At 61.2% G+C, this 23,354-nt stretch carries 21 protein-coding genes; 6 read left to right on the top strand and 15 right to left on the bottom strand.

What is annotated here, in order from left to right; translation table 11 throughout:
• Window positions 1-60 precede the first annotated feature (60 nt).
• Together BLS27_RS16945 and BLS27_RS16940 are read left to right on the top strand one after the other, a co-directional pair.
• Complete coding sequence (locus BLS27_RS16945) at window positions 61-2,715, top strand: sensor histidine kinase (RefSeq protein ID WP_090345880.1); 2,655 nt, start codon at window positions 61-63, stop codon at window positions 2,713-2,715.
• Complete coding sequence (locus BLS27_RS16940) at window positions 2,712-3,407, top strand: response regulator (protein ID WP_090345877.1); 696 nt, start codon at window positions 2,712-2,714, stop codon at window positions 3,405-3,407. Before BLS27_RS16945 ends, BLS27_RS16940 begins: the two co-directional genes overlap by 4 nt.
• Before the next feature lie 71 nt (window positions 3,408-3,478).
• Here the strand turns inward: BLS27_RS16940 and BLS27_RS16935 are convergent, their stop codons facing one another.
• Entirely contained in the window at window positions 3,479-3,745 is a 267-nt protein-coding gene (locus BLS27_RS16935; protein WP_090345874.1) for a DUF3077 domain-containing protein, read from the bottom strand.
• Between the two features lie 444 nt (window positions 3,746-4,189).
• On the opposite strand from BLS27_RS16935, the gene BLS27_RS16930 reads away from it, so the two are divergent.
• Window positions 4,190-4,666, top strand: a complete 477-nt coding sequence (locus tag BLS27_RS16930; protein WP_090345871.1) for a GNAT family N-acetyltransferase — start codon at window positions 4,190-4,192, stop codon at window positions 4,664-4,666.
• 90 nt (window positions 4,667-4,756) lie between these two features.
• Here the strand turns inward: BLS27_RS16930 and BLS27_RS16925 are convergent, their stop codons facing one another.
• The 3 genes from BLS27_RS16925 to BLS27_RS16915 all read right to left on the bottom strand — a co-directional run bounded on the left by BLS27_RS16925 (window position 4,757) and on the right by BLS27_RS16915 (window position 6,960).
• The gene (locus tag BLS27_RS16925; protein ID WP_090345868.1) at window positions 4,757-5,452 is read right to left on the bottom strand and encodes a tetratricopeptide repeat protein; all 696 of its coding nucleotides are present in this window, start codon (window positions 5,450-5,452) and stop codon (window positions 4,757-4,759) included.
• Window positions 5,453-5,457: 5 nt separating this feature from the next.
• On the bottom strand, window positions 5,458-6,129 hold the full coding sequence (locus BLS27_RS16920; RefSeq protein WP_090345866.1) for a hypothetical protein: 672 nt from the start codon (window positions 6,127-6,129) through the stop codon (window positions 5,458-5,460).
• 282 nt (window positions 6,130-6,411) lie between these two features.
• Window positions 6,412-6,960, bottom strand: coding sequence for a hypothetical protein (locus BLS27_RS16915; RefSeq protein WP_090345862.1), 549 nt, complete (start codon window positions 6,958-6,960; stop codon window positions 6,412-6,414).
• 915 nt (window positions 6,961-7,875) lie between these two features.
• Here BLS27_RS16915 and BLS27_RS16905 point away from each other — a divergent pair.
• The gene (locus BLS27_RS16905; protein ID WP_043215705.1) at window positions 7,876-8,175 is read left to right on the top strand and encodes a hypothetical protein; all 300 of its coding nucleotides are present in this window, start codon (window positions 7,876-7,878) and stop codon (window positions 8,173-8,175) included.
• A gap of 235 nt (window positions 8,176-8,410) precedes the next feature.
• On the top strand, window positions 8,411-9,445 hold the full coding sequence (locus BLS27_RS16900; protein WP_208599419.1) for a GNAT family N-acetyltransferase: 1,035 nt from the start codon (window positions 8,411-8,413) through the stop codon (window positions 9,443-9,445).
• A 161-nt stretch (window positions 9,446-9,606) separates the two neighbouring features.
• On the opposite strand, the gene BLS27_RS16895 is transcribed toward BLS27_RS16900, so the two are convergent.
• The 11 genes from BLS27_RS16895 to gloB form a co-directional block, all read right to left on the bottom strand.
• A complete protein-coding gene (locus BLS27_RS16895) occupies window positions 9,607-10,623 on the bottom strand; it encodes an alpha/beta hydrolase (protein WP_090345857.1) in 1,017 nt (338 codons plus the stop codon).
• Window positions 10,624-10,650: 27 nt separating this feature from the next.
• On the bottom strand, window positions 10,651-10,896 hold the full coding sequence (locus BLS27_RS16890) for a DUF2790 domain-containing protein (protein ID WP_043214157.1): 246 nt from the start codon (window positions 10,894-10,896) through the stop codon (window positions 10,651-10,653).
• A 394-nt stretch (window positions 10,897-11,290) separates the two neighbouring features.
• Window positions 11,291-11,770, bottom strand: coding sequence for a nuclear transport factor 2 family protein (locus BLS27_RS16885; protein ID WP_043214154.1), 480 nt, complete (start codon window positions 11,768-11,770; stop codon window positions 11,291-11,293).
• A 45-nt stretch (window positions 11,771-11,815) separates the two neighbouring features.
• Entirely contained in the window at window positions 11,816-12,379 is a 564-nt protein-coding gene (locus BLS27_RS16880; protein WP_208599420.1) for a TetR/AcrR family transcriptional regulator, read from the bottom strand.
• A gap of 269 nt (window positions 12,380-12,648) precedes the next feature.
• Window positions 12,649-14,247 (bottom strand): ABC transporter ATP-binding protein, encoded by a 1,599-nt coding sequence (locus BLS27_RS16875; protein WP_090345854.1) that lies wholly within the window; start codon window positions 14,245-14,247, stop codon window positions 12,649-12,651.
• A gap of 1 nt (window position 14,248) precedes the next feature.
• A complete protein-coding gene (locus BLS27_RS16870) occupies window positions 14,249-15,268 on the bottom strand; it encodes an ABC transporter permease (protein WP_043214149.1) in 1,020 nt (339 codons plus the stop codon).
• A 1-nt stretch (window position 15,269) separates the two neighbouring features.
• Window positions 15,270-16,343, bottom strand: a complete 1,074-nt coding sequence (locus tag BLS27_RS16865; protein ID WP_043214147.1) for a microcin C ABC transporter permease YejB — start codon at window positions 16,341-16,343, stop codon at window positions 15,270-15,272.
• Between the two features lies 1 nt (window position 16,344).
• Window positions 16,345-18,192: an extracellular solute-binding protein gene (locus tag BLS27_RS16860; protein WP_090345852.1), complete on the bottom strand. Its 1,848-nt coding sequence runs from the start codon at window positions 18,190-18,192 to the stop codon at window positions 16,345-16,347.
• On the bottom strand, window positions 18,189-20,021 hold the full coding sequence (locus BLS27_RS16855) for an extracellular solute-binding protein (protein ID WP_208599418.1): 1,833 nt from the start codon (window positions 20,019-20,021) through the stop codon (window positions 18,189-18,191). Before BLS27_RS16855 ends, BLS27_RS16860 begins: the two co-directional genes overlap by 4 nt.
• Window positions 20,022-20,188: 167 nt before the next feature.
• On the bottom strand, window positions 20,189-21,616 hold the full coding sequence (locus tag BLS27_RS16850; RefSeq protein WP_090345848.1) for a lytic transglycosylase domain-containing protein: 1,428 nt from the start codon (window positions 21,614-21,616) through the stop codon (window positions 20,189-20,191).
• A 100-nt stretch (window positions 21,617-21,716) separates the two neighbouring features.
• Window positions 21,717-22,484 carry a hydroxyacylglutathione hydrolase gene (gene gloB / locus BLS27_RS16845; protein ID WP_043214138.1) on the bottom strand — a complete coding sequence of 256 codons (768 nt, stop codon included), beginning with the start codon at window positions 22,482-22,484 and terminating at the stop codon, window positions 21,717-21,719.
• Window positions 22,485-22,566: 82 nt separating this feature from the next.
• Between gloB and BLS27_RS16840 the strand changes: the two genes are divergently transcribed.
• Window positions 22,567-23,325: a class I SAM-dependent methyltransferase gene (locus BLS27_RS16840; protein WP_043214136.1), complete on the top strand. Its 759-nt coding sequence runs from the start codon at window positions 22,567-22,569 to the stop codon at window positions 23,323-23,325.
• Window positions 23,326-23,354: the final 29 nt, after the last annotated feature.

The raw sequence follows: 23,354 nt of genomic DNA, 5'->3' as shown, positions 1-23,354 counted from the left end.
CTGGCGAAGCCTGCGGCCTGCACAGCAGGCTCCAGGCTCTCTGAAATCGAAGGATGAAACATGAGTGACTCCGCCCGCGCCGATGCGCTCCTGGCGGGCCTGCCGCGCGAAGGTCGTGGCAAGCTCAAGGTATTTCTCGGCGCCGCCCCCGGCGTGGGCAAGACCTACGCCATGCTCCAGGCCGCCCACGCCCAGCAACGCCTGGGCGTGCAAGTGCTGGCCGGGATCGTCGAAACCCACGGCCGCGCCGAAACCGAGGCGCTGCTCGGCGGCCTGGCCCAGCAGCCCTTGTTGCGTACCGACTACCGCGGTGTGACCCTCGAGGAGATGGACCTCGACGGCTTGCTCAAGGCCGCCCCCACCTTGGCCCTGGTGGACGAACTGGCCCATACCAACGCCCCCGGCAGCCGCCACGCCAAGCGCTGGCAGGACGTGCAGGAACTGCTCGCTGCCGGCATCGATGTCTACACCACCGTCAACGTCCAGCACCTGGAAAGCCTCAATGACAAAGTCCGCGACATCACCGGCGTTCAGGTCCGCGAGACCCTGCCGGACTGGGTCCTGCAGGAAGCCTTCGAGCTGGTGCTGATCGACCTCCCACCGCGTGAGCTGCTCATGCGCCTGCGCGAGGGCAAGGTCTATGTGCCGGAGCAGGCGAGGGCGGCCATCGACGCCTACTTCTCCCAGACCAACCTCACCGCCCTTCGCGAGCTGGCCATGCAGACCGCCGCCGCTCAGGTCGATGCCGACCTCGCCCACGGCTACCGCCAGCGCGGTCAGGAGGCCCCGGCCCTGCGCGGGCGCCTGCTGGTGGGCGTGGACGGTGACGAGCAGGCCGAACGCCTGGTGCGCCATGCCAGTCGCGTTGCCCAGCGCCGCCACTTGCCTTGGAGCCTGGTGCACGTGGACAACGGCCGCCTGCGCGACGAGACCGCCCGCCAGCGCCTGCAGGCCGCCCAGCAACTGGCCGAGCGTCTGGGCGGCGAAGTGGTGGTGCTGCGTGCCGGCGAAGTGGCCCGCACCCTGATCCAGCACGCCAGCGAACGCCGGGCCAGCCTGGTGCTGGTAGGCCAGTCCCGCGATCGGCTGCGCCGTCGCTTGTTCGGCGCAGGCGTGGCCGCGCGCCTGCTGCGAGAAAGCCACGGCCTGGAAATCAACGTCCTCGACCGCGACACCCAACCCCGCACAGCACCCTCGGCGGTGCAGCGCGTGTGGGTCTGGCGCCATTACCTGCTGGCATTGGTGGCCACCGTGCTGGCAGCAGGGTTGTCGTGGGCGGTATCCAGTGTGCTGGCGCTGCCCAATATTTCCTTGGTGTTCCTCGCTGCCGTGCTGCTGGTGGCGGTGCGCAGCAGTCTGGGGCCGGCGCTGGCCTGCGCGGCGCTGTCGTTTCTCACCTATGACTTTCTGTTCATCCCGCCCAACTTCTCCTTCGCCATCCAGCGCGAAGAAGACGTGCTCACCCTGGTGTTCTTCCTGCTCATGGCGGGCCTCACCGGCAACCTCGCCGCCCGCCAGCGCCGTCAGTTGCAGGCCCTGCGCGAAACCCAGGCCGAGACCACGCAACTGCTGGACCTCTCACGTCGTCTCACCGTGGCCACGGACCGCCAGGCTGTGTTCAACGCCGCCGGCCAGCACCTGGGCGCCTGGCAGGACATGCAGGCCTGCCTGCTCGAGCGCAATGCTGAGGGCCTGCTGCAAGCCACCAGCAGCCACGAACCGCAACTGACCAACAACGAACGCGCCGCCGCCGAATGGGCCTGGCAGCACGGCCAGGCCGCCGGGCACGGCAGCGACACCTTGCCTGATGGGCGTTGGTGGTGGTGGCCGCTCGCGGTGGACGATCAACCCCTGGCCCTGCTTGGCGTGCGCCCACGCACAGGGGAGACCTTAAGCCCCCAACGCCGACGCCTGTTGATGTCTCTCGGCCAACCCCTGGCCCAGGCCCTGGCTCGCGCCCGCCTGGGCGAGCAACTGGAGGCCGCGCGCCTGCATGGCGAGACCGAACAACTGCGCAGTGCACTGCTGGCCTCTGTTTCCCACGACCTGCGCACCCCCCTGACCGCCATGCGCGGCAGTATCGACAGCCTGCTGGCCCTGGGCGACGCCATCCCTCCGGCCGATCGCCAAGAGCTGCTCGAAGGCACCCGCAACGAAGCCGAACGCCTGGACCGCTATATCCAGAACCTCTTGGACATGACTCGTCTCGGCCACGGCGGCCTCAAGCTCGCCCGCGACTGGGTCGCCCCGGCCGACATCGTCGGCAGCGCCCTCAACCGCCTGCGCGTGGTCCTGGCTCCGCTGCGTGTGCACACCGATGTGCCGCCCGAGCTGCCGCTGCTGTTCGTGCATGCGGCGCTGATCGAACAGGCGCTGGTCAACGTGCTGGAAAACGCGGCCCGTTTCTCGCCGGTCAACGGGCGCCTGGCGTTGCAAGTCTCTGAGCAGAACGAGCAACTGCACTTCGCCGTCAGCGACCAAGGCCCGGGCATTCCGGTGAGTGAGCGCGAGAAGATTTTCGACATGTTCTACACCGCAGCCCGCGGCGACCGGGGAGGGCAGGGCACCGGCCTTGGCCTTGCCATTTGCCAAGGCATGATCGGCGCCCACGGCGGGCAGATCCTCGTCGGCGACGGCATCGATGGTCAGGGCACCTGCATCACTCTATGCTTGCCGTTGCCTCCACAACCTGAGCCTGAAAGCGAAGCCCCATGAGTCAGTCCGCCACCCTGCTGGTCATCGACGATGAACCGCAGATCCGCAAGTTCCTGCGCATCAGCCTCGCCTCACAAGGCTACAAAGTCATCGAAGCCGCCACCGGCGCCGAAGGCCTCGCCCAGGCCGCGCTGAGCAAGCCGGACCTGGTGGTGCTCGACCTTGGCCTACCCGACATGGACGGCCAACAGGTGCTGCGCGAGCTGCGTGAATGGAGCGCCGTGCCAGTGCTGGTGCTCTCGGTGCGCGCGAGTGAAGTACAGAAAGTCGACGCACTCGATGGCGGCGCCAACGACTACGTGACCAAACCGTTCGGCATCCAGGAATTCCTTGCCCGCATCCGCGCCTTGCTGCGCCAGACGTCCCAGGCCGACGCTGTCCAGTCGAGCGTAAGTTTCGGCCCCTTGGTGGTGGACTTTGCGTTTCGCAAGGTGACCCTCGACGGTGCGGAAGTAGCCCTGACCCGCAAAGAGTACGCATTGCTCGCCCAGCTCGCCGGCCACCCCGGCCGCGTCATCACCCAGCAGCAACTGCTCAAGGACATCTGGGGGCCGACGCATGTCGATGACACCCATTACCTGCGCATCGTCGTCGCCCACGTGCGGCAGAAGTTGGGGGATGATCCGACTGCGCCGCGGTTCATCATCACCGAAGCCGGCGTAGGCTATCGCCTGGTTGCCCCAGGACCCTGACCGGTGCCGCTTCGCGCCCCAACGCGGCGCAAGGGCTGCAAAGCAGCCCTGAATCCAACAGCACCTTGACCTCAGCCCATCATGCCCAACTCCGCATCATCCATCAGCGCCTTCGCTAACGCCGCCAGATAGTGCGACGCCCATACCAACTGCGGCTTGTCGTCCATCGCGCCTGTTAGGGTCATGTCCCGCACATACCCCATCAACTCCGAAGCCTGCTCGCGTGCGTGCTGGCACGAGATACCAGGCTCGATGCAAAACAGCGGCGCGGTCATGCCCTCGCCCTGGTAGAACTTCGTCCTGCCCACCGTCCTCGGCTCGATGTCCTTCGTGGTCATTGTTCGATCTCCCTGAAATGATCAGCGCCGCCCCGCAGGCACACCGCTGCCCGACAACGCAAAACCCCTTTGGGAGCGGATTCACTCGCGAATGGGCCGGCGCAGATAGCACATGGTTAAAGGCTTAAATGCAGTGTCTTAGGGTTGGACACGCAAGCCCATTACCTGAATCGAAAGTGGGAGTAGCGGGATTGAATGGTGAGCCACGATCCGAATGCATTGGATTTGCGTTGAGGCTGGGGATCGTGCTTTGAGAAAGGGGATAGCGAGATGGATCGAAGATCGTTTTTCAGCATGGCAACTCCTGTTTCCCGATAGTGCTGCACACGACCTGCTGTCAAACAGGTGGGTGGCAGCTGCGTATGGGTTGACAGACCGGTGGAATACAGGAAGACCGGCGCACGCGAACGTGCCCCACACACAGCCGCCATTGAAGGCCAAGCTATGCCCCTGCGTTCCGTTGCGGCCTGTCAAAGCCGCGTCGTTGAAGTGCAACGGCTCGCCGAGACTAGAGCCCTGCCAGAGCACCCGCAACGGAAAAAAGGTGGCGGGAGTGTGTTTGGGAAATGGACTACGAGGAAGAGGGGGAATCTGATTTTTTCTACGGTTTCGGAGCATTTGGAAGAGGCCGTGCAGACTGGTGAGCTAGTAGGTTTCCTAATGCACGCCCTCGATCCGGATGAGAACAGCCGGTGGATCTACCGCCTGATGATTGATCGCAACCACCAAGGCCTTGGTTACGGGCGTGCGGCCCTGCGAGCGCTCATGGCTCATCTCCACTCCTTGCCTGGGGGACCAAGCGTCGCCCTTGGTGTTGACCCCGAAAACGTCGGCGCGCGACGTCTCTATGCATCCGAAGGCTTCGTCGAGACCGGTGAAGTCATTGATGGTGAGTTGATCATGCGACGGATGTCTACGTGATCCTAGACAGGGGCGCCGTGGCGCCCCTGCAACTTCGAAGAGCCACGGCCACTATGGGTCGATAACAGTCCCTCGCGACTCACTGACCTATCAGGGCAGCGAAATCCCGTACTCTGCGAGCTTGGCCTTGTGCTCATTTTTCACGTAACTCTTGTTGACCATCTGCGAGAACTTCATGAAGTCGGCTTTGGCATCATCTTGACTCTCCAAATGGTCGTACGCTATTCCACGCGCATAATAGGCCCATGCGTAGTCTGGCTGGCGCTGAAGGCCCGTGCTGAAGGCTTCGGCGGCCTCCCGGTATTGCCCAAGATCTGTCAGCGCGAGGCCCAAATGATAATAGGTCGGCATGTGAAAGCCGGTGCCTTTGCCTGCCTCTCCGATTCCGTTATCAAGGTTGTACTGGACGAGTTCGAGCGCCTTTTTCGGATTGCCAGCGTCACGATACATGGCGCTCAAATCCAGGTTGTCGCGTGGGCTAGGCTTACCGTCGAGCTGCATGGATTTTTCCTTGGCGACCACGGCTTCGGGGAAGCGCTTGAGGTTGCTATACGCATCCGCCTGCACCGCGTAAACCAAACTTTGCAGCGAAGCGGACAGCGTATTCTTTTGCAGGCATAGATCACCCTCCTGCAACGCCAGAGGGTAGTTTGCGACTTTGTGCGCTTTGAACTGATTAGTGCAGTGGATCAGGTTGGGGTTTTTCGGGTTTTGCATCCCAGCACAACCTGTGAGGATGACGGTGCAGGCGATGATAATGGGCCAGCGAGCATTCACGTTAGGCATCCTTGTCAGTCGAGCAGATGTGCATTGAGATCAGGGCGATAGACCTGCAGGAGCGGCGCGGTCACAGTGCCTTGAAGCGAGCAGAGCACAGTGGTGTGGCCCGCCAGCGGCGGTACCGTGTCGCCAGTGTCGACGATCAGCACGCGGTCTACGAAACCAAACGGCGTGGCGACGCCAGGACCGGTTAGTCCTTCGGTTCGCCATTGGCCGATCGGGTCTCCGACGCGGCGGATTTCAGCGCGAGCAATGGCTTTGCCTTGCCCGACAAAGCGTGCGTTGTCAACGATCAGCGGCTTGAGTTTCGCTGCCACCTCTTTAGGCGAACCATCGGCTACGAAACCCCAGAACAGGAAATTGCCGACGTTCTTTATAGTTTCGGCGTGGTTGTAATAGCCAATAAGAGCCACGCCATTGACCATTAGAGGCGTTTCGAAGTGTTGGTAAGTGCCCCCTTCCTGTAACGGATTCAAAATGGTCGGAGCCTTGACCGAGCCGTAATCACTCAGACGCAAGGTTCCTGCTGGCAGACGCGCATCGCGCAGCCGCTCGAAGAAATGCGCATCGCAACGAGAGAATTCAGTAAACAGTTGATCGGGCGTGGTGACGGCCTGTACGGGAGTAGCGCAGGCTGCGCCGGAGGCGAGCAAAGCAACGCCGGCGAAAAGAGAGCGGAACATTCAAATCATCCGTGAAATGGGATAAACAACTGTCGGCTGGTGAGCCGGAAACTTTAGCAGTGCAGGCCTGCGGAGAGATTCAGCTTTTCTTTTTGGCTGAAAACGGGTGTGGATCGAGCGTCCACTTCTGGCGGGAATGAATAGTCCTATCTCGAATGGCTGCAATGGGTTGATAGCGGTCATCCACGACCGGCAGCTATCGACCCAGAGCAGCCCTTGGAAGTGGGCAATACACGGCGTTAGTTTCCCAGCGAATAATGCCGGTAGATTACTGATCAATCCTCAAACGCAGGCGTAATTGTGGAGGAAAGCCCTAGCCAACATGCCATTGAAGTCCTCCAGCTTGCTGAGCCTCCACGCTTCCCCGATGCTGATGAATTCACGATTAAGATACCCTGCAAAATCAGTGTTTATCAGGGAGCGGTCCATTGCCAACACGCCCCACTCTTCGAAAGCACTTTCATAGGCAAGCCATTCATAGGTCGGGCTGAATACTAAGTGCGGCATTTCCAGCGGCGTGTCTGATAGGAATGATTGGCGCTGAAGCTCAAGCACACTCTCCTCTGTATTTCGGCCATCGAAGAACCTGCCCACGCAATCGCGGGTGCCCCATGAAAACAGCACTCCCATCCCGCTTGAGAATTGCCGATGGCTTTCGATCAACAGACTTTCAAGCAGGTCCAAGTCAGAAAGAAGTGACCGCTCAAAGAACCAATAACAAAGGTTCTGATCAAGGAAAATATGCGCCGGAAGGTCACTTGTAATGTCGATTTTCCGTGCCAGCTTTCGTACAAAGCTCTGGCACTCCTCTGGGGCGATGGTGTATAGCATCGGCTTTTCCTGAATACGGCATTCGATTGTAAACCTTGAGACGCGCTTGCCGGCGATAGGCTGCTACAAAGCAGCAAGATTTAGCGTCCGCTTTGGGACGAAATCTCCAATCACGAGTGGCCGCTCTCGACCCATAGCGGCCGTTCGCGCAAAGCAGCAAACGGCCAGAAGCGGACAATCGCTGGAAGCTGCAGGCTTGCCTGATTCACGCCCGATGTGTGTAATCGTGATCGTTTTTACGCAAGAGCACAGCATGCATCGCAGCACACTGACCTTTCAGAACACTGTTCGCCCCGGAACCTCGTCAAACGGCTGTACCACCGTTGAGCGCTGCTTTTCCGATTTTCGAATCGACGGGCGTTCCTTACTGGAAATTTTGGCGACCGCTGGTGGGGGGCACTCTGACTTCATGAGCGGTTTCGTATCGGGTTTTTCAGAACAGAATCTCCGGTTCGCCAATAGCCTGCTCCGATGCGAGCAGCCTGAAGTGGAACCTTATCGAGTGCTCATTTACATCTGCCCAGAGTGCGGCGACATCGGGTGCGGAGCCTACTCAGTGCAGATTCGCAGGCTGAGTACCGAGATTATTTGGGAGGCATTTGCGTACGAAAATGGATATGAAGAGCCTCGCGTGATCCCTGATCTTGGCCCATTTAGCTTCAGCTCAGCCCCGTATGCACGCGCTGTCAAAGCTGCGTCTGAGATGTGAATTGGCGGATGGATGAGACCGCCTCTTTTTGTCGCGTCCGCTTTGGGCGAACACATCACGTTCGTCGATGCGTCGTACGAGGAGCGTAACCCAAGAGCAGGCAGTCGAACTTAGATCTCCAAGTGCCTGCACAAAGACTTGGTTTTGGGCACCGTCGACCAGGCAAGAACGGAACCCAGATCACCTTGATCGAAGGAATATTTGTGATGAGCCACCTTGGCAACGACTTGAGGGCCGATTTCGTTGAAGCACTTAAGGAGATCTCGACGCTGATGTCCATGGCATACGAACAGCTTGGCCCAGTACCGCAAGACCATGCATTAGCTCAAGCAGGCTTGGAGAACGGGGGTGAAATCGTTCTTGACTATGTCAATCACCACGAGGCTGGGTTAGCGTTCGAGCATCTGCTTTACATGATTGACGAACCACCGCTTGTTGTTTCTGAAAAGTGCATGGCCATTCTAGACCGAATCGCAAAGTCCTTGGAGATGCCATCCACGAGATGACTTAGGTTCACCTACCTGAACGTCAGCTTTGGGTCGATAACGGTCAGTCGTGACCGGCTGCTTTCGACCCATACCTGCCAGTCGCTTTCAGCAACTGCCGTCCCAAACCGCTTGATGGCGACACCACGCAATCGCCCTATTTTTCTGTTCTGCCCATCCCTCTCCTGGCAGTCCTTGTAGACCCGCGTCCTTTGTTGAGAAGATTTTCCGGTGATCCAGACTTGTGAATTTGATAATGATGGACTTTTCTGTCGAGTTTCCCGAATTCTTGCTCCCGCGTTGCACACTGCGCCGGATACATTGCGGCGATGTAGCGGCGATTTTTGCCGGACTTTCCCACCCGCAGGTTATTGCTCACTATGGTGTGTCTTTCGATAGCATCGAGGCGACCCACGAGCAAATGCATTGGTACGACGCGCTGCTGGAGGAGGATCGAGGCATCTGGTGGGGTATCGCCTTACCGGGTCAAGACGAACTGATAGGTGCTTGTGGCTTCAATGATTGGTCTAAAGCCGATCGCAGCGTGGATATCGGCTATTGGCTGATGCCTGAAAACTGGGGCCAGGGGCTGATGCAGGATTGCCTGCTCGCCATCCTCCGCTTCGCCTTCGATACCCTCGGCGTGCACCGCATCCATGCAGATGTCGAGCCTGAAAACTCCGCCAGTACTCGCTTGCTGGAGCGCCTCGGCTTTGTGCTGGAGGGAACGTTGCGAGATGTGGAGTACAAGGGCGGGCGCTTCCTCAGCCTGCACCAGTTCAGTCTGCTGGCTACCGACCCGGCGGCGCTAGCGATGCTGATGGACGACACCCCAACGCTGCGTCCGGCACGTGAGGCGGATGCGCAGGCTCTGAGCGCCTTGGCCCGGCGCAGCAAGGCTCATTGGGGTTATCCCGAAGCCTGGATGGATGCGTGGGAGGGCGCGCTGACCATCCACTCTACGCAACTGAACGGCCATTATGCGGTGCTGACCGCAGCGGATGGTGCATTGTTGGGCTTCTATGGGCTGGAGCACGGCGAGGATGGCTGGCAACTGGAGCATTGCTGGGTTGATCCCTCGGCCATGGGAAGAGGGCACGGACGGCGCCTGGTAGACCACGCCCTGGCTGTAGCACGCGGGTTGGGCGTAACCATTCTTGCGGTTGAGTCGGATCCTTCCGCCAGGGCCTTTTACGAGCGGCTCGGGGCCCGGCATGTGGGCGATGTATCGCGCCCGATCGATGGCGAGGCCCGAAGTCTTCCGATCCTTGAGTGGCGGCTCGGTGATTGACCTTCTTTGTTGGTGAACGAATAGAGCCGAGGCTGCTCAAGGCTTTGCACCGTTTCGCGCAGGGAACGGTATGCCGATCGGTGGGCTGGCCGGTACAAGGTGCCGATGAGCCTACAAGCACGACCGGGGCGTCAATGCCGCCCCGGTTCGGTCCCTCTCGATTACTTCAGGTGTTGCTTGATCGCCTGGGCAGCCTGGTCCAATGCACTGCGGGTTCCAGGCACCTGGCTGAGTACGTTGAGCAGGCCGAAGTCGTGGATCATGCCGTTGTAACGCACGGCGGTCACCGGTACACCGGCAGCCTCCAGCTTGCGGGCATAGGCTTCGCCTTCGTCGCGCAGCACGTCCATCTCGGCGGTCTGCACCAATGCTGGCGGTAAGCCTTTCAACTGATCCAGGCTGGCGCGCAGTGGCGATGCATGGATGTCGTTACGCTGCCTCGGATCGGTGGTATAGCTGTCCCAGAACCACTGCATCATATTGCGGGTCAGGAAGTGACCTTCAGCGAACTGGTTATACGAGCCGTTGTTGAAGTTGGCGTCAGTCACCGGCCACAACAAGGCTTGGAACCGCAGCTTGGGCGTGCCGGCCTCCTTGGCTTTGATCGCGACCACCGCCGCCATGTTGCCACCGACACTGTTGCCTACCACCGCCAGGCGGCTGCCATCGACACCAATATGTTTGCCATTCTCGGCAACCCAGCGGGTGGCGGCGTAAGCCTGGTTAATGGCCGTGGGGAATTGGGCTTCCGGCGACGGGGTGTAGTCGACATAGACCGCTGCTGCACCGGAGCCGACCACCAGGTCGCGGATCAGGCGCTCGTGCGTCGGGTAGTCACCCAACACCCAGCCACCTCCGTGGAAGAACATGAACACAGGCAGTTCGCCTTTCGCGCCTTGTGGCCGTATCACGCGGATCTCCAGCGCCTGGCTGTCGACCTGAATGCTGCGGCGCTCGATTTGGACACCGGAGACATCCACTTTCACGCTGGCCTGGGCGCCAGTGAGCACGCCGCGGGCATCTTTCGGGGACAGGGTTTCCAACGGTTTACCGCCACCCGCGGCTAGGGCCTGCAGGAAGCCTTGAGTGGTGGTTTCAACACCGGGGCTACCAGCGGCGAAGGCGCTATTGACGGCGAGGGCGAGCAGGCCGGCGGTGAGGGTGCGGGACATTTTCATGGTCAAGCTCCTGGGACGCTGGAGTCATTAGTTCTGGTTGGCGGAGGTGGTGGGGCGCAGGTAACTGATTTTCTGCAGCTTGCCGTGGCTGTCGCGGTAGGTGAGGGTGGCGGTGCTGGCGTAGCTGGCGGTGTTGGCCGGCGCGTCTACAGCGATCACTCGAGCGATGTCCAAGTTCATGCCGTAGTGGTAGGGGGTGGCGCTCTGGGCAAAGGCGCCGACGCTGGTGCCAAAGGTCAGGGTGGCGATGGCGAGTGCTTTGCTAAAAGTCATGATGATTCTCCGTGAGCGTGGATATTGGGATCAGCGACTGCTTGCTGCGTGGGTTTATTTTGTGTCTGAATAGTTGGCGCGCAAAATATATTTGCGCTATTGTTCTCATTGAACAATCGCATCACCCAACCCACGGTGTGAAAGCGTCCCGCAGTCAGGCAGAAATGACCGCCGGATGGCGTTGGTGGTCAGTACCGAGGGCCGCCTGTCAGCCACGCAGAGCGCGCGCTAGCGAGCATGCAGCAGAAGGGAAGGAGAGCGGCGTATCAGCGCCATGCTTCAAAAGCATTTAAAGGCGTGGCTTACCCTCTGGGAACCCATCGGGCGCCACGCCAATTACAGAGTGAGAGAACATAGAGAAAATAGGGTGAACTTCCGTGTACACGGGAAACGTTTACAAGCCCAGATCGGACAAGCTTGGGTGATCGTCTGGACGACGGCCCTGAGGCCAATGGAACTTGCGCTCGGATTCCTTAATGGGCATGTCATTGATGCAGGCATAGCGGTTGATCATCAGACCGTCATCACCGAACTCCCAGTTTTCGTTACCGTACGAGCGGAACCAGTTACCAGAATCGTCGTGCCATTCATAAGCATAGCGAACGGCCAGGCGGTTCTCGGTGAATGCCCACAGCTCCTTGATCAAACGGTACTCATGTTCTTTGGCCCATTTACGAGTCAGGAAATTCTTTGCTTGCTCACGGTTAAATGCAAATTCAGCGCGGTTACGCCATTGGGTATCAAGGGAGTAAGCCAGAGAGACTTTTTCTGGGTCGCGGCTATTCCAACCATCTTCGGCCAGACGTACTTTGAGAATGGCGGTTTCACGTGTGAATGGCGGTACGGGCGGGCGTACTTCGTTATGAGCGGACATTTTAATTCCTCGCTTACTGGGCTGGTATCGCCCGCCTACTGGCGATTAACGATTCAGCAGTTGCTGTGCAATGGCTTTTGCATCAACTGCTGATCGGCTGTCACCAAGTAAATGGGCAACGGTGATGGCGCCGTCGATCAGAATCAGAAATTGGCGCGCACGCGCCTCTGGATCATCGAAGCCATATTCTTTACAGAGAGAGAGCGCAAACGCTTTTACGTTTTCTTTGTGCTCTTTATCCACACGTCGTACTGGATCTTCTGGGTCGCCTGTTTCACCGGCGGTATTAATGAATGCGCATCCTCTGAAATTTTCAGAGGCGAACCAGTCGCAAAGCACATCAAACATGCGTAGCAGCTTGTCTGCTGCTGAATCGGCTTTATTTACTTCCGACTCAAACCATCGCATCCAGTTTCTGTCGCGGCGCTTTAAAATTTCTATTACGAGCGCTTCCTTAGTGCCGAAATAGCGGTAGATACTCTTGCGAGCGACACCAGATGTCTTTACTAAAAGATCCATTCCGGTTGCAGCAATTCCGCCGCGATAGATCAAGTCTTCCCCGATCTTCAATAGCCGCTCTTTAGTGTCGTTACTATTTTCGCTGTTCATGTCGGCAATGGTAGAACGATCGTTCTCCATGGTCAATACCCTCGCTACAGCAGTTTCAAAGAAAAATAAAATATGCTTGATTTACAAGCGCTTATACAACGTTAACTGGCTCGATAGGATATAGAGATGCCGTTCAGGACGGTGCGCCTGACGGATGCTGGTGAGGTTTACGTACGTTTTGCGCGTGGGGCTCTTTCAAAAGCCAGGTGCAGGCGAGACCTCTCCTGCACTTAGCCATTAAAACGCGCGTAACAGGTCCGTCCTGGCCCCTAAACCTCCAAAAACGCCGCCTCCAGCAACTGCTTCGTATACGCATGCTGCGGCGCATGAAAAATCGTCTGCGCATCCCCCTGTTCAACCACATGCCCATGTTTGATCACCATCAACTGATGACTCAACGCCTTCACCACCGCCAGGTCATGACTGATGAACAGGTACGTCAGGTTGTACTTGTGCTGCAGATTCCTCAGCAACTCCACCACCTGCCGCTGTACCGTGCGGTCCAGCGCGGAGGTGGGTTCATCCAGCAGAATCAACGCAGGCTTCAACACCAGCGCGCGGGCGATGGCGATGCGTTGGCGTTGGCCGCCGGAGAATTCGTGTGGGTAGCGGTGTCGGGTGCGGGGGTCCAGGCCGACTTCCTCCAGCGCGGCAATGATCGCCGCTTCCTGTTCTGCAGGGGAGCCGATGCGGTGAATGCGCAGGCCTTCGCCGACGATGTCGGCCACGCACATGCGGGGGCTGAGGCTGCCGAAGGGGTCTTGGAACACGACCTGCATTTCCCGTCGCAGGGGGCGCACGTCTTTCTGGCTGAGGCCTTCGAGGTTCTGGCCGTGGAAGCGGATGCCGCCGCGGCTGGCGATCAACCTCAAGATGGCCAGGCCTAGGGTGGATTTGCCGGAGCCGCTTTCACCCACGATGCCGAGGGTCTGGCCCTGAGGCAGGCTGAAGTCGATGCCGTCCACGGCTTTGACGTGGTCGACGGTGCGGCGCAGCAGGCCTTTCTTGATGGGAAACCACACGCGTAGGTCTTCGACTTCCAGCAAGGGGGCGCCCACGGGGTTGTGGGCGGGGGCGCCGCTGGGTTCGGCGTTGATCAGCATTTGGGTGTAGGGGTGCTGCGGGGCTTTGAATAGGGTGGTGCAGTCGGCCTGTTCGACGATCTTGCCACACTGCATCACGCACACGCGGTGGGCGATGCGTCGCACGAGGTTCAGGTCGTGACTGATCAGCAGCAGGGCCATGCCCAGGCGGGCCTGCAGCTCCTTGAGCAGGTCGAGGATCTTCAACTGCACGGTGACGTCGAGCGCGGTGGTGGGCTCGTCGGCGATCAGCAGCTCGGGCTCGTTGGCCAGGGCCATGGCGATCATCACGCGTTGGCGCTGGCCGCCGGACAGCTCGTGGGGCAGGGCCTTGAGGCGCTTGTGCGGGTCGGGGATGCCGACCATCTCCAGCAGCTCCAGGGTACGGGCAGTGGCCTGCTTGCCGGTGAGGCCTTTGTGCAGCAGGAGGATTTCGTTGACCTGCTTTTCGATGGTGTGCAGCGGATTCAGCGAGGTCATCGGCTCTTGGAAGATCATCGCGATGCGGTCCCCGCGGATGCGGCGCATGGGCTTTTCACCGAGCTGCAGCAGGTCCTGGTCGTTGTAGCGGATGCTGCCGCTGGGGTGGCGCGCCAGGGGGTAGGGCAACAGGCGCAGGATGGAATGCGCGGTGACGGACTTGCCCGAGCCGCTTTCGCCGACCAGGGCCAGGGTCTCGCCCTTGCGGATGTCGAAACTGATGCCATCGACCACGCGATGCACGTGTTCACCGGTGACGAACTCCACCGAGAGGTCGCGCACTTCGATCAGGTTGTGTTCGCTCATGTCATTTCCTCGGGTCGAAGGCATCGCGGGCGGATTCGCCGATGAACACCAGAAGGCTCAGCATGATCGCCAGCACGGCGAAGGCGCTGATGCCAAGCCACGGTGCCTGCAGGTTGGACTTGCCTTGGGCCACCAGCTCGCCGAGCGAGGGGGCGCCCGGTGGCAGGCCGAAGCCGAGGAAGTCCAGGGCAGTGAGGGTGCCGATGGCACCTGTGAGGATGAACGGCATGAAGGTCATGGTGGAGATCATGGCGTTGGGCAGGATGTGCCGGAACATGATCGGGCCGTCGCGCATCCCCAGGGCACGGGCGGCGCGCACGTATTCCAAGTTGCGCCCGCGTAGGAACTCGGCGCGCACCACGTCCACCAGGCTCATCCACGAGAACAGCAGCATGATGCCCAGCAGCCACCAGAAGTTGGGCTGTACGAAGCTGGCGAGGATGATCAACAGGTACAGCACCGGCAAGCCCGACCAGATCTCCAGGAAACGCTGGCCGGCCAGGTCCACCCAGCCGCCATAGAAACCCTGCAGGGCGCCGGCGATGACGCCGACGATGGAGCTGAGCACGGTCAGCGTCAGGGCGAACAGCACCGAGACGCGGAAGCCGTAGATGACCCTGGCCATCACGTCGCGGCCCTGATCGTCGGTGCCCAGCCAGTTGTCCGCCGAGGGCGGTGCCGGGGCCGGGACCTTGAGGTCGTAGTTGATGCTCTGGTAGCTGAACGGGATGGGCGCCCACAGCACCCAGCTGTCCTTGGCCGCGAGCAGTTCGCGAATGTAGGGGCTCTTGTAGTTCGCTTCCAGGGGGAATTCGCCGCCGAAGGTGGTCTCCGGGTAACGCTTGAAGGCGGGGAAGTACCACTGGCCTTCGTAGCGTACGGCGATGGGTTTGTCGTTGGCGATCAGTTCGGCGCCCAGGCTCAGGCCGAACAGCACGATGAAGATCCACAGTGACCACCAGCCGCGGCGGTTGGCCTTGAAGCGCTCGAAGCGCCGGCGATTGAGAGGGGAGAGTGCCATGTCAATGCTCCCGGCTGGCGAAGTCGATGCGGGGGTCGACCAGGGTGTAGGTCAGGTCGCCGATCAGTTTCACCACCAGCCCCAGCAGGGTGAAGATGAACAGGGTGCCGAAGACCACCGGGTAGTCGCGGTTGATCGCTGCCTCGAAGCTCATCAGGCCCAGGCCGTCGAGGGAGAAGATCACCTCGATGAGCAGAGAACCTGTGAAGAAGATGCCGATGAACGCCGAGGGGAAGCCGGCGATCACCAGCAGCATGGCGTTGCGGAATACATGACCGTACAGCACCCGCGAGCGGCTCAGGCCCTTGGCCTTGGCGGTGACCACGTATTGCTTGTTGATCTCGTCGAGGAAGCTGTTCTTGGTCAGCAGGGTCATGGTGGCGAAGTTGCCGATGACCAGCGCGGTGATCGGTAGCACCAGGTGCCAGAAGTAATCGAGGATCTTGCCGCTGGTGGAGAGCTCGTCGAAGTTGTTGGAGGTCAGTCCGCGCAGGGGGAACCAGTCGAAGTAGCTGCCGCCGGCGAACAGCACGATCAGCAGGATGGCGAACAGGAAGGCGGGGATGGCGTAGCCGACGATGATTGCCGAACTGGTCCAGACATCGAAGTGGCTGCCATGGCGCACGGCCTTGGCGATCCCGAGCGGGATCGACACCAGGTACATGATCAGCGTGCTCCACAGCCCCAAGGAGATAGACACGGGCATCTTCTCGGCGATCAGATCGATGACCTTGGCATCGCGGAAGAAGCTCTCGCCGAAGTCCAGGCGGGCGTAGTTCTTGATCATGATCCACAGGCGTTCGGGCGCCGACTTGTCGAAACCGTACATGCGCTCGATTTCGGCGATCAGGGCCGGGTCCAGGCCTTGGGCGCCACGGTAGTTGGAGCCGGCCACCGAGACTTCAGCGCCGCCGCCGGCGATGCGGCTGGTGGCGCCTTCGAAGCCTTCGAGCTTGGCGATCATCTGTTCCACCGGGCCGCCGGGAGCGGCCTGGACGATGATGAAGTTGATGATCAGGATGCCGAACAGGGTCGGGATAATCAGCAGCAGGCGACGCAGGATGTAGGCCAGCATGTCAGTTCGCCTCTTGCGCGGCTGCCGCTTCTTCGGCCTGGGCCTCGGCCGGCTTCGCACCGGGCTTGATCCACCAGGTGTTGATGCCGATGTCGTACTTGGGCGACACCTCAGGATGGCCGATGTGGTTCCAGTAGGCCACGCGCCAGGTCTTGATGTGCCAGTTGGGGATTACGTAGTAGCCCCACAGCAGCACGCGGTCCAGCGCGCGGGTGTGGGCGATCAGGCTCTGGCGCGAGTCTGCGTTGATCAACTGCTCGACCAGTTGGTCGATGGCCGGGTCGCGCAGGCCGATGAAGTTGCGGCTGCCTGGGTTGTCGGCGGCGGCGCTGGTCCAGAACTCACGCTGCTCGTTACCCGGCGAGCTCGATTGCGGGTAACCGCCGACGATCATGTCGAAGTCGCGCGAGCGCAGGCGGTTGATGTATTGGGAAACGTCGACGCGGCGGATGTTCAGCTCGATTCCAAGGTCGGCGAGGTTGCGCTTGAACGGCAGCAGGATGCGCTCGAACTCGCTCTGGGCTAGCAGAAACTCGAGGGACACCGGTTTGCCCTGGGCATCGACCATCTTGTCGTCGACGATCTTCCAGCCAGCTTCCTGCAGCAGTTTGTAGGCCTTGCGTTGTTGGTCGCGGATCATGCCGCTGCCATCGCTGACCGGGTTGCGGAAGGCTTGGGTGAAGACTTGCTCGGGGATCTTGCCGCGCAGGGGCTCGAGGATCTTCAGTTCATCCGGCCCTGGCAGGCCGCTGGCGGCCATCTCGGAGTTCTCGAAATAGCTGCCGGTGCGAGTGTAGGCGCCGTTGAACAACTGCTTGTTGGTCCATTCGTAGTCCAGCAGCAGACTCAGCGCCTCGCGCACCCGCACGTCCTGGAACACTGGGCGGCGCAAGTTGAAGATGAAACCCTGCATGCCGGTGGGGTTGCCGTTGGCCAATTGCTCGCGGATCAGCCGGCCTTCGCGCACCGCCGGGATGTCGTAGGCGGTGGCCCAGTTCTTCGCACTGGTCTCCAGCCAATAGTCGAACTGCCCGGCCTTGAGCGCTTCCAGTGCGACGGTGTTATCGCGATACGCGTCGTAGGTCATGACATCGAAGTTGTAGAAGCCGCGGTTGATCGGCAGGTCCTTGGCCCAGTAGTCCTTGACCCGCTCGTAGCGGATCGAGCGCCCAGCCTTGACCTGGGCGACCTTGTACGGGCCGCTGCCCAGCGGAATCTCCAGGTTGCCACGGTCGAAGTCGCGGCCTTCCCACCAGTGCTTGGGCAGCACCGGCAGCTGGCCGAGGATCAGTGGCAGCTCGCGGTTGTTCTTGTGCTTGAACTTGAACAGCACCCGCAGCGGGTCTTCGGCGATCACCTCGGCGACGTCGGCGTAGTAGCCGCGGTACAGCGGTGCGCCTTTGCTCATCAGCGCGTTGAAAGTGAACACCACGTCGTCAGCGCGCATCGGGTGGCCGTCGTGGAAGCGTGCCTCGGGGCGCAGGTAGAAGCGTACCCAGCCGTTGTCGGGGGCTTTTTCGATCTTCTCGGCCACCAGGCCGTACTCGGTGAAGGGCTCATCGAGGCTCTGGCGCATCAGGGTGTCGTAGATCAGGCCGATGTCGTCGGCTGGCACGCCCTTGTTGATGAACGGGTTGAGGCTGTCGAAACCGCCGAAGCTGGACTGGCGGAAGGTGCCGCCCTTGGGGGCGTCAGGGTTTACATAGGCGAAATGCTTGAAGTCCGCCGGGTATTTTGGCGGCTCGCCGTAGAGGGTCAGGGCGTGTTGCGGCGCGGCCATCGCCGGTAGGCTCAGGCAGGCCAGCAACAGGCTGCCGGCCAGCAGGCGCAAAGGGTGCGTTGGCATCATTGGGCTTTCTCCGAAGTCTTGAGCCACCAGCTGTTCAGGCCCAGGGTATAGGGCGGCGTGGTGACGAAGGCGAACCGGTTGCGGTAGGCCAGGCGGTGATTGTCGAGATACCAGTTGGGAATCATGTAGTACTGCCACGACAGCACCCGGTCCAGGGCGCGGGCCGCAGCGACCTGGTCGGCGCGGGTGCGGGCGGCGAGCAGGGTGTCGAGCAAGTGATCGACCACAGGGTCTTTCACACCAGCGTAGTTCTTGCTGCCCTTGACCGACGCTTGGCTCGAGTGGAAGTACAGCCATTGCTCCAGGCCCGGGCTCAGGGTCTGGTTGAGGGTCATGAGGATCATGTCGAAGTCGAACTGATCCAGGCGCTGCTTGTACTGGGCGCGGTCGACCGTGCGCAGGTGGGCGTCGATGCCCATGCTGGCGAGGTTTTCCACGTAGGGCTGAAGGATGCGTTCGAGGTTCGGGTTGACCAGCAGCAACTCCATGCGGAACTGTTGGCCCTTGGCATTGACCAGACGCTGGCCATCGAGCTTCCAGCCGGCCTGGGCGAACAGCGCCAGGGCCTGGCGCAGGGTCTGGCGGCTGATGCCGCGCCCGTCGGTGTGGCTCACCGTGTAGGGTTCGGTGAACAGCTTGGGCGGCAGTTCGTCACGGAACGGCGCCAGCAGCAGCCACTCCTTGCCCTTGGGCAGACCGCTGGCGGCGAACTCGCTGTTGGGGTAGTAGCTGGTCGAGCGGCGGTAGGCACTGCTGAACAGGGCGCGGTTGGTCCACTCGAAGTCGAGCATCAGGCCCAGGGCCTGGCGCACCCGCGGGTCACTAAAGTTGGCCCGGCGGCTGTTCATGAACAGCCCCTGGGTTTGCGTCGGGATGCGGTGCGGGATCTGCGCCTTGATCACCTGGCCGCGGCGGATGGCCGGGAAGGTGTAACCGTTGGCCCAGTTCTTGGCCTGATGCTCGATGTAGATGTCGAACTCGCCGGCCTTGAAGGCTTCGAAGGCGACCGTGGCGTCGCGGTAGAACTCGTACTCGACACGGTCGAAGTTGTACTTGCCGCGGTTGACGGCGAGGTGCTTGCCCCAGTAGTTCTTCACTCGCTCGAACACCAGACGCCGGCCGGGCTGAACTTCGGTGATACGGTACGGGCCGCTGCCCAGCGGTGGTTCGAACGTGGTGGCCTTGAAGTCGCGGCCTTTCCAGTAGTGCTTGGGCAACACCGGCATCTCGCCCAGGCGCAGGATCAAAAGCGGGTTGCCGGCGCGCTTGAAGACAAAGCGGATGCGCAGCGGGCCGAGGATGTCCACGCGCTGCACTTCCTGCAGGTTGGTGCGGTAGATCGGATGGCCTTCCTTGAGCAGGGTGCGGTAGGAGAACGCGACATCCGCTGAGGTGATGGGGTGGCCGTCGTGGAATCGCGCCTCGGGGCGCAGGTTGAACACGACCCAGCTGCGGTCCTCGCTGTACTCAACGGAGCGGGCGATCAGTCCGTAGCTGGAGGTGGGCTCGTCTCCGGAAGGATCGTACTGACCAGTGCCGACCATCAGCGGCTCATTAAGCTCGTTGACCCCGTACTGCAGGAAATTCGGCGTGGTGACCGGGCTCGAGCCTTTGAAGGTGTAAGGGTTGAGCGTATCGAAGGTGCCGAACGCCATTGCCCGCAAACTGCCGCCCTTGGGTGCTTGCGGGTTGACCCAGTCGAAATGGGTGAACGTGGCTGGATACTTGAGGGTGCCGAACTGCGCATAACCGTGGCTTTCGCTCACCGTTGCGGCAGCGGGAAGGCTCATGGCGAGGCTGAGTGAAAGCAACAGGAGGGGACGTATCAAGTCGGTGATCCGATCCAGGCAGCGTGGGGCGTTGGTCGGGCTACAGTAACAGCTTGTCTGGGATGGAAAAAGGGTGTCTGGCGCGGGGCTGGGCGCGGGGGAGTGTGACTGGATTTGTCCTCGGGGGCTGCTTTGTCACCCATCGCAGCGGCCCCAAGGCAATCGGATCAGTGCGACAGGTAGACGGTCAGCGTCTGGCCAGGCTTGAGGGCATGGCCGCTACGTGGATTCCAGCGTTTGAGATGCTTCATCTCGACGTTGAAGCGTTTGGCCACCGCATAGAGGGAGTCGCCCTTGCGGACTTTGTATTGAGTGGAGCGCTGTTTGGAGGCCGCGACACGGTTGGCGGCTCCGCTCGATGGGTTGCCACCGCGCAAGGCGAGCACCTGGCCGGCCTTGAGGTGGTTGCCCGAGAGGCGGTTCCAACGCTTCAGGTCGCTCACCGACACGCGGTTGGCCTTGGCGATGGCGCCCAGGTTGTCGCCACGCTTGACCCGGTAGCTGCGGGTCGCCGCAGGTGCCTTGGTCTCGGCCAGGGCAGCCTGGAACACGGCCTTGTTCGGTTGCAGGCTGACCAGTTCCTCAGGCTTGAGGTTGGACAGGCTGTCGGTCAGCAATTGGGCCTTGGCGGTGGGCACCAGCAGCTGCTTGGGACCGTCCACGGTCATGCGTTTCTTGAAGGCCGGATTGAGCTGAATGAGCTCGTCCTCGTCGATATCGGCGAACGCCGCAACACGCGACAGGTCCAGGCGATCGTTGATGGCCACGGCTTCGAAGTAAGGTTCGTTGGCGATGGGGCTGAGGCTGACGCCGTAGGCTTGCGGAGTCATGACCACTTGCGACAGGGCCAGCAATTTGGGCACGTAGTCGCGGGTTTCCTGGGGCAGCGGCAGGTTCCAGTAGTCGGTGGGCAGGCCCAGGCGCTCGTTGCGCTCGATAGCCCGGCTCACGGTACCTTCACCGGCGTTGTAGGCCGCCAGGGCCAGCAGCCAGTCGCCGTTGAACATGTCGTGCAGGCGGCCCAGATAATCGAGCGCAGCGTTGGTCGACGCGGTGATGTCGCGGCGGCCATCGTAGAAATTGGTTTGACGCAGATTGAAGTGGCGACCGGTCGAGGGGATGAACTGCCACAGGCCGACCGCATGGGCGCGGGAGTAGGCCATCGGGTTGTAGGCGCTTTCGATCGCTGGCAGCAGAGCCAGCTCCAGCGGCATGTCGCGCTCTTCGAGGCGCTCGACAATGTAGTGCAGATAGAGGCTGCCACGCTCGCCAGCGTTTTCCAGGAACGACGGGTTGCTGGCGAACCACAGGCGTTGCTGCTCGATGCGTGGGTTGACGTCGATGTTGTCTTGCAAGGCGAAGCCCTGGCGCATGCGCTCCCAGACATCCTGGGGGGCTTGCTCGGCTTTCTTGACCATCAGCGGGGCAGGCTTGTGCTTGACGCGCGCCTGGTAGCTTGCGCGAACGCTGTCGGATTCGTCGAGCTGACGGGTGCTCTGGCAGCCCACCAAGGTGGCGGCCAGAGCCAGCGCGCTGATTTGGGCCAGACGCGTCAGGGCGACGGAATGAGAGGTTCTGCGGCTACGGGAAGACATCGGCTGGGACAGGTTTCCGGGCGAAAAATTTCGGCGATTCTAGAAACCGGTCCCCCCCGGGTCAACCGTTGACAACGGGTTGCGATATATCTTGGGGTTATCAGAAGGTGTCTTTCCAAGACCTCAAGGCAGCAAAAACAGAGGCTTGGCTTGTATTGGAATGTCCCTTCCATTCGTCTGCTTTTTGTTTAACTGATGTTTCAGCCGTGCGAAGAAAGGGGTTGGTGAGCCGTTCCAGACCGATGGTCGAGGGCAAGCTGATGCGATCTTCATCGCGCAACCGGGTAACGTCGGCAAATCGTTGGGCAACGTGCAGGTTTTCCGGCTCCACGGCCTTGGCGAAACGCAGGTTGCTCAAGGTGTATTCGTGGGTGCAGTACACTCGGGTCTCGGTGGGCAGTGCGGCCAGCCGCGACAGGGACTGGTGCATCTGTTCGGGCGTGCCTTCGAACAGGCGACCGCATCCGGCGGCGAACAGGGTGTCTCCGCAGAACAGCAGCGGCGCGCTGTAGTAAGCGATATGGCCCAGGGTGTGGCCGGGCACGGCAATGATGTCGAAGTCCAGGCCCAACACCTTTACTTGGTCGCCGTCGTCCAGCGCCAGGTCGCGGGCTGGAATGCGTTCCTGGGCCGGGCCGCAGACGCGTGCGCCGGTGGCGTGCTTAAGGGCTTCAACGCCGCCGACGTGGTCGTGGTGGTGGTGGGTGATCAGGATGTCTTCCAGCACCCAGCCGGGGTTGGCCGCAAGCCAGGCCTGCACCGGGGCGGCATCGCCGGGGTCGACCACCGCGCAGCGGCGTTTGGCAGTATCCTGTAACAGCCAGATGTAATTGTCGGAGAAAGCGGGAAGAGCATCGATCTGTATCATGTGCGTACCGAATCGCCTGGCGTGAACATGAAGGCATCTTAGCCGCGATGGCGCGGACGGAGAACCTTCGAGGGAGAACGCAATGACCGACAAAGCCTTTGCCCAGGCCGATCCTGACTGGATCGCGCTGATGAGCCTGGCCCGTGAGTGGTTCAACGGGCCGCTCGGGCAGTTGATGTTGCGCGAGGAGGAAAAACTCCTCGAGGATGAACTCGGCCGCTTCTTCGGCGGCTTCTTGGTGCATTACGGCCCCTGTGCCGAGCCTCCGCCCAATGCGCCTCAAGTGCAGCGCAACGTGCGCCTGGGCGCCCCCTTGCCGGGAGTGGAAATCGTCTGCGAAGAACAGGCCTGGCCGCTTTCCGAGCATGCCGCCGACGTGGTGGTGCTGCAGCATGGCCTGGATTTCAGCCTCTCGCCCCATGGCTTGTTGCGTGAAGCCGCCAGCGCCGTGCGCCCGGGCGGGCATCTGCTGATCGTCGGGATCAACCCCTGGAGCAGTTGGGGCGTGCGCCATTTCTTCAGTCACGGGGCGTTGCGCAAGGCTCGTTGCATCTCGCCGTCGCGTCTTGGCGACTGGCTCAACCTGCTGGGCTTCGCGCTGGAGAAACGCCGCTTCGGGTGCTATCGTCCGCCGCTTGCTTCGCCGGCCTGGCACCAGCGCCTGGCTGGTTGGGAGCGCATGGCCGGCGGTTGGCAGACTGCTGGCGGCGGGGTTTACCTGGTGGTAGCGCGCAAGATGGTGGTGGGCCTGCGGCCGCTGCGCCTGGAGCGCCGCGAACCCATGGGCAAACTGCTGCCGTTGCCGCTGGCCAAGGTCAATCGTCGCCACAGTGAGCCCTGAGGGGCCTGCGGTCGATATCACAGAGCGAA

This window comes from Pseudomonas guariconensis, from assembly GCF_900102675.1.
Lineage (GTDB): Bacteria > Pseudomonadota > Gammaproteobacteria > Pseudomonadales > Pseudomonadaceae > Aquipseudomonas > Aquipseudomonas guariconensis.
This window is presented reverse-complemented; position numbering and strand designations above follow the sequence as displayed.

Excerpts from the sequence above, each read along its gene's own strand:
- BLS27_RS16860 (WP_090345852.1), bottom strand. The coding sequence starts at position 18,192 with ATGATGCCAACGCACCCTTTGCGCCTGCTGGCCGGCAGCCTGTTGCTG.
- BLS27_RS16885 (WP_043214154.1), bottom strand. The coding sequence starts at position 11,770 with ATGTCCGCTCATAACGAAGTACGCCCGCCCGTACCGCCATTCACACGT.
- BLS27_RS16890 (WP_043214157.1), bottom strand. The coding sequence starts at position 10,896 with ATGACTTTTAGCAAAGCACTCGCCATCGCCACCCTGACCTTTGGCACC.
- BLS27_RS16900 (WP_208599419.1), top strand. The coding sequence starts at position 8,411 with ATGATGGACTTTTCTGTCGAGTTTCCCGAATTCTTGCTCCCGCGTTGC.
- BLS27_RS16935 (WP_090345874.1), bottom strand. The coding sequence starts at position 3,745 with ATGACCACGAAGGACATCGAGCCGAGGACGGTGGGCAGGACGAAGTTC.
- BLS27_RS16840 (WP_043214136.1), top strand. The coding sequence starts at position 22,567 with ATGACCGACAAAGCCTTTGCCCAGGCCGATCCTGACTGGATCGCGCTG.
- BLS27_RS16915 (WP_090345862.1), bottom strand. The coding sequence starts at position 6,960 with ATGCTATACACCATCGCCCCAGAGGAGTGCCAGAGCTTTGTACGAAAG.
- BLS27_RS16905 (WP_043215705.1), top strand. The coding sequence starts at position 7,876 with ATGAGCCACCTTGGCAACGACTTGAGGGCCGATTTCGTTGAAGCACTT.
- BLS27_RS16920 (WP_090345866.1), bottom strand. The coding sequence starts at position 6,129 with ATGTTCCGCTCTCTTTTCGCCGGCGTTGCTTTGCTCGCCTCCGGCGCA.
- BLS27_RS16925 (WP_090345868.1), bottom strand. The coding sequence starts at position 5,452 with ATGCCTAACGTGAATGCTCGCTGGCCCATTATCATCGCCTGCACCGTC.
- BLS27_RS16875 (WP_090345854.1), bottom strand. The coding sequence starts at position 14,247 with ATGAGCGAACACAACCTGATCGAAGTGCGCGACCTCTCGGTGGAGTTC.
- BLS27_RS16850 (WP_090345848.1), bottom strand. The coding sequence starts at position 21,616 with ATGTCTTCCCGTAGCCGCAGAACCTCTCATTCCGTCGCCCTGACGCGT.
- BLS27_RS16880 (WP_208599420.1), bottom strand. The coding sequence starts at position 12,379 with ATGAACAGCGAAAATAGTAACGACACTAAAGAGCGGCTATTGAAGATC.
- BLS27_RS16865 (WP_043214147.1), bottom strand. The coding sequence starts at position 16,343 with ATGCTGGCCTACATCCTGCGTCGCCTGCTGCTGATTATCCCGACCCTG.
- BLS27_RS16895 (WP_090345857.1), bottom strand. The coding sequence starts at position 10,623 with ATGAAAATGTCCCGCACCCTCACCGCCGGCCTGCTCGCCCTCGCCGTC.
- BLS27_RS16870 (WP_043214149.1), bottom strand. The coding sequence starts at position 15,268 with ATGGCACTCTCCCCTCTCAATCGCCGGCGCTTCGAGCGCTTCAAGGCC.
- BLS27_RS16930 (WP_090345871.1), top strand. The coding sequence starts at position 4,190 with ATGCCCCTGCGTTCCGTTGCGGCCTGTCAAAGCCGCGTCGTTGAAGTG.
- gloB (WP_043214138.1), bottom strand. The coding sequence starts at position 22,484 with ATGATACAGATCGATGCTCTTCCCGCTTTCTCCGACAATTACATCTGG.
- BLS27_RS16945 (WP_090345880.1), top strand. The coding sequence starts at position 61 with ATGAGTGACTCCGCCCGCGCCGATGCGCTCCTGGCGGGCCTGCCGCGC.
- BLS27_RS16940 (WP_090345877.1), top strand. The coding sequence starts at position 2,712 with ATGAGTCAGTCCGCCACCCTGCTGGTCATCGACGATGAACCGCAGATC.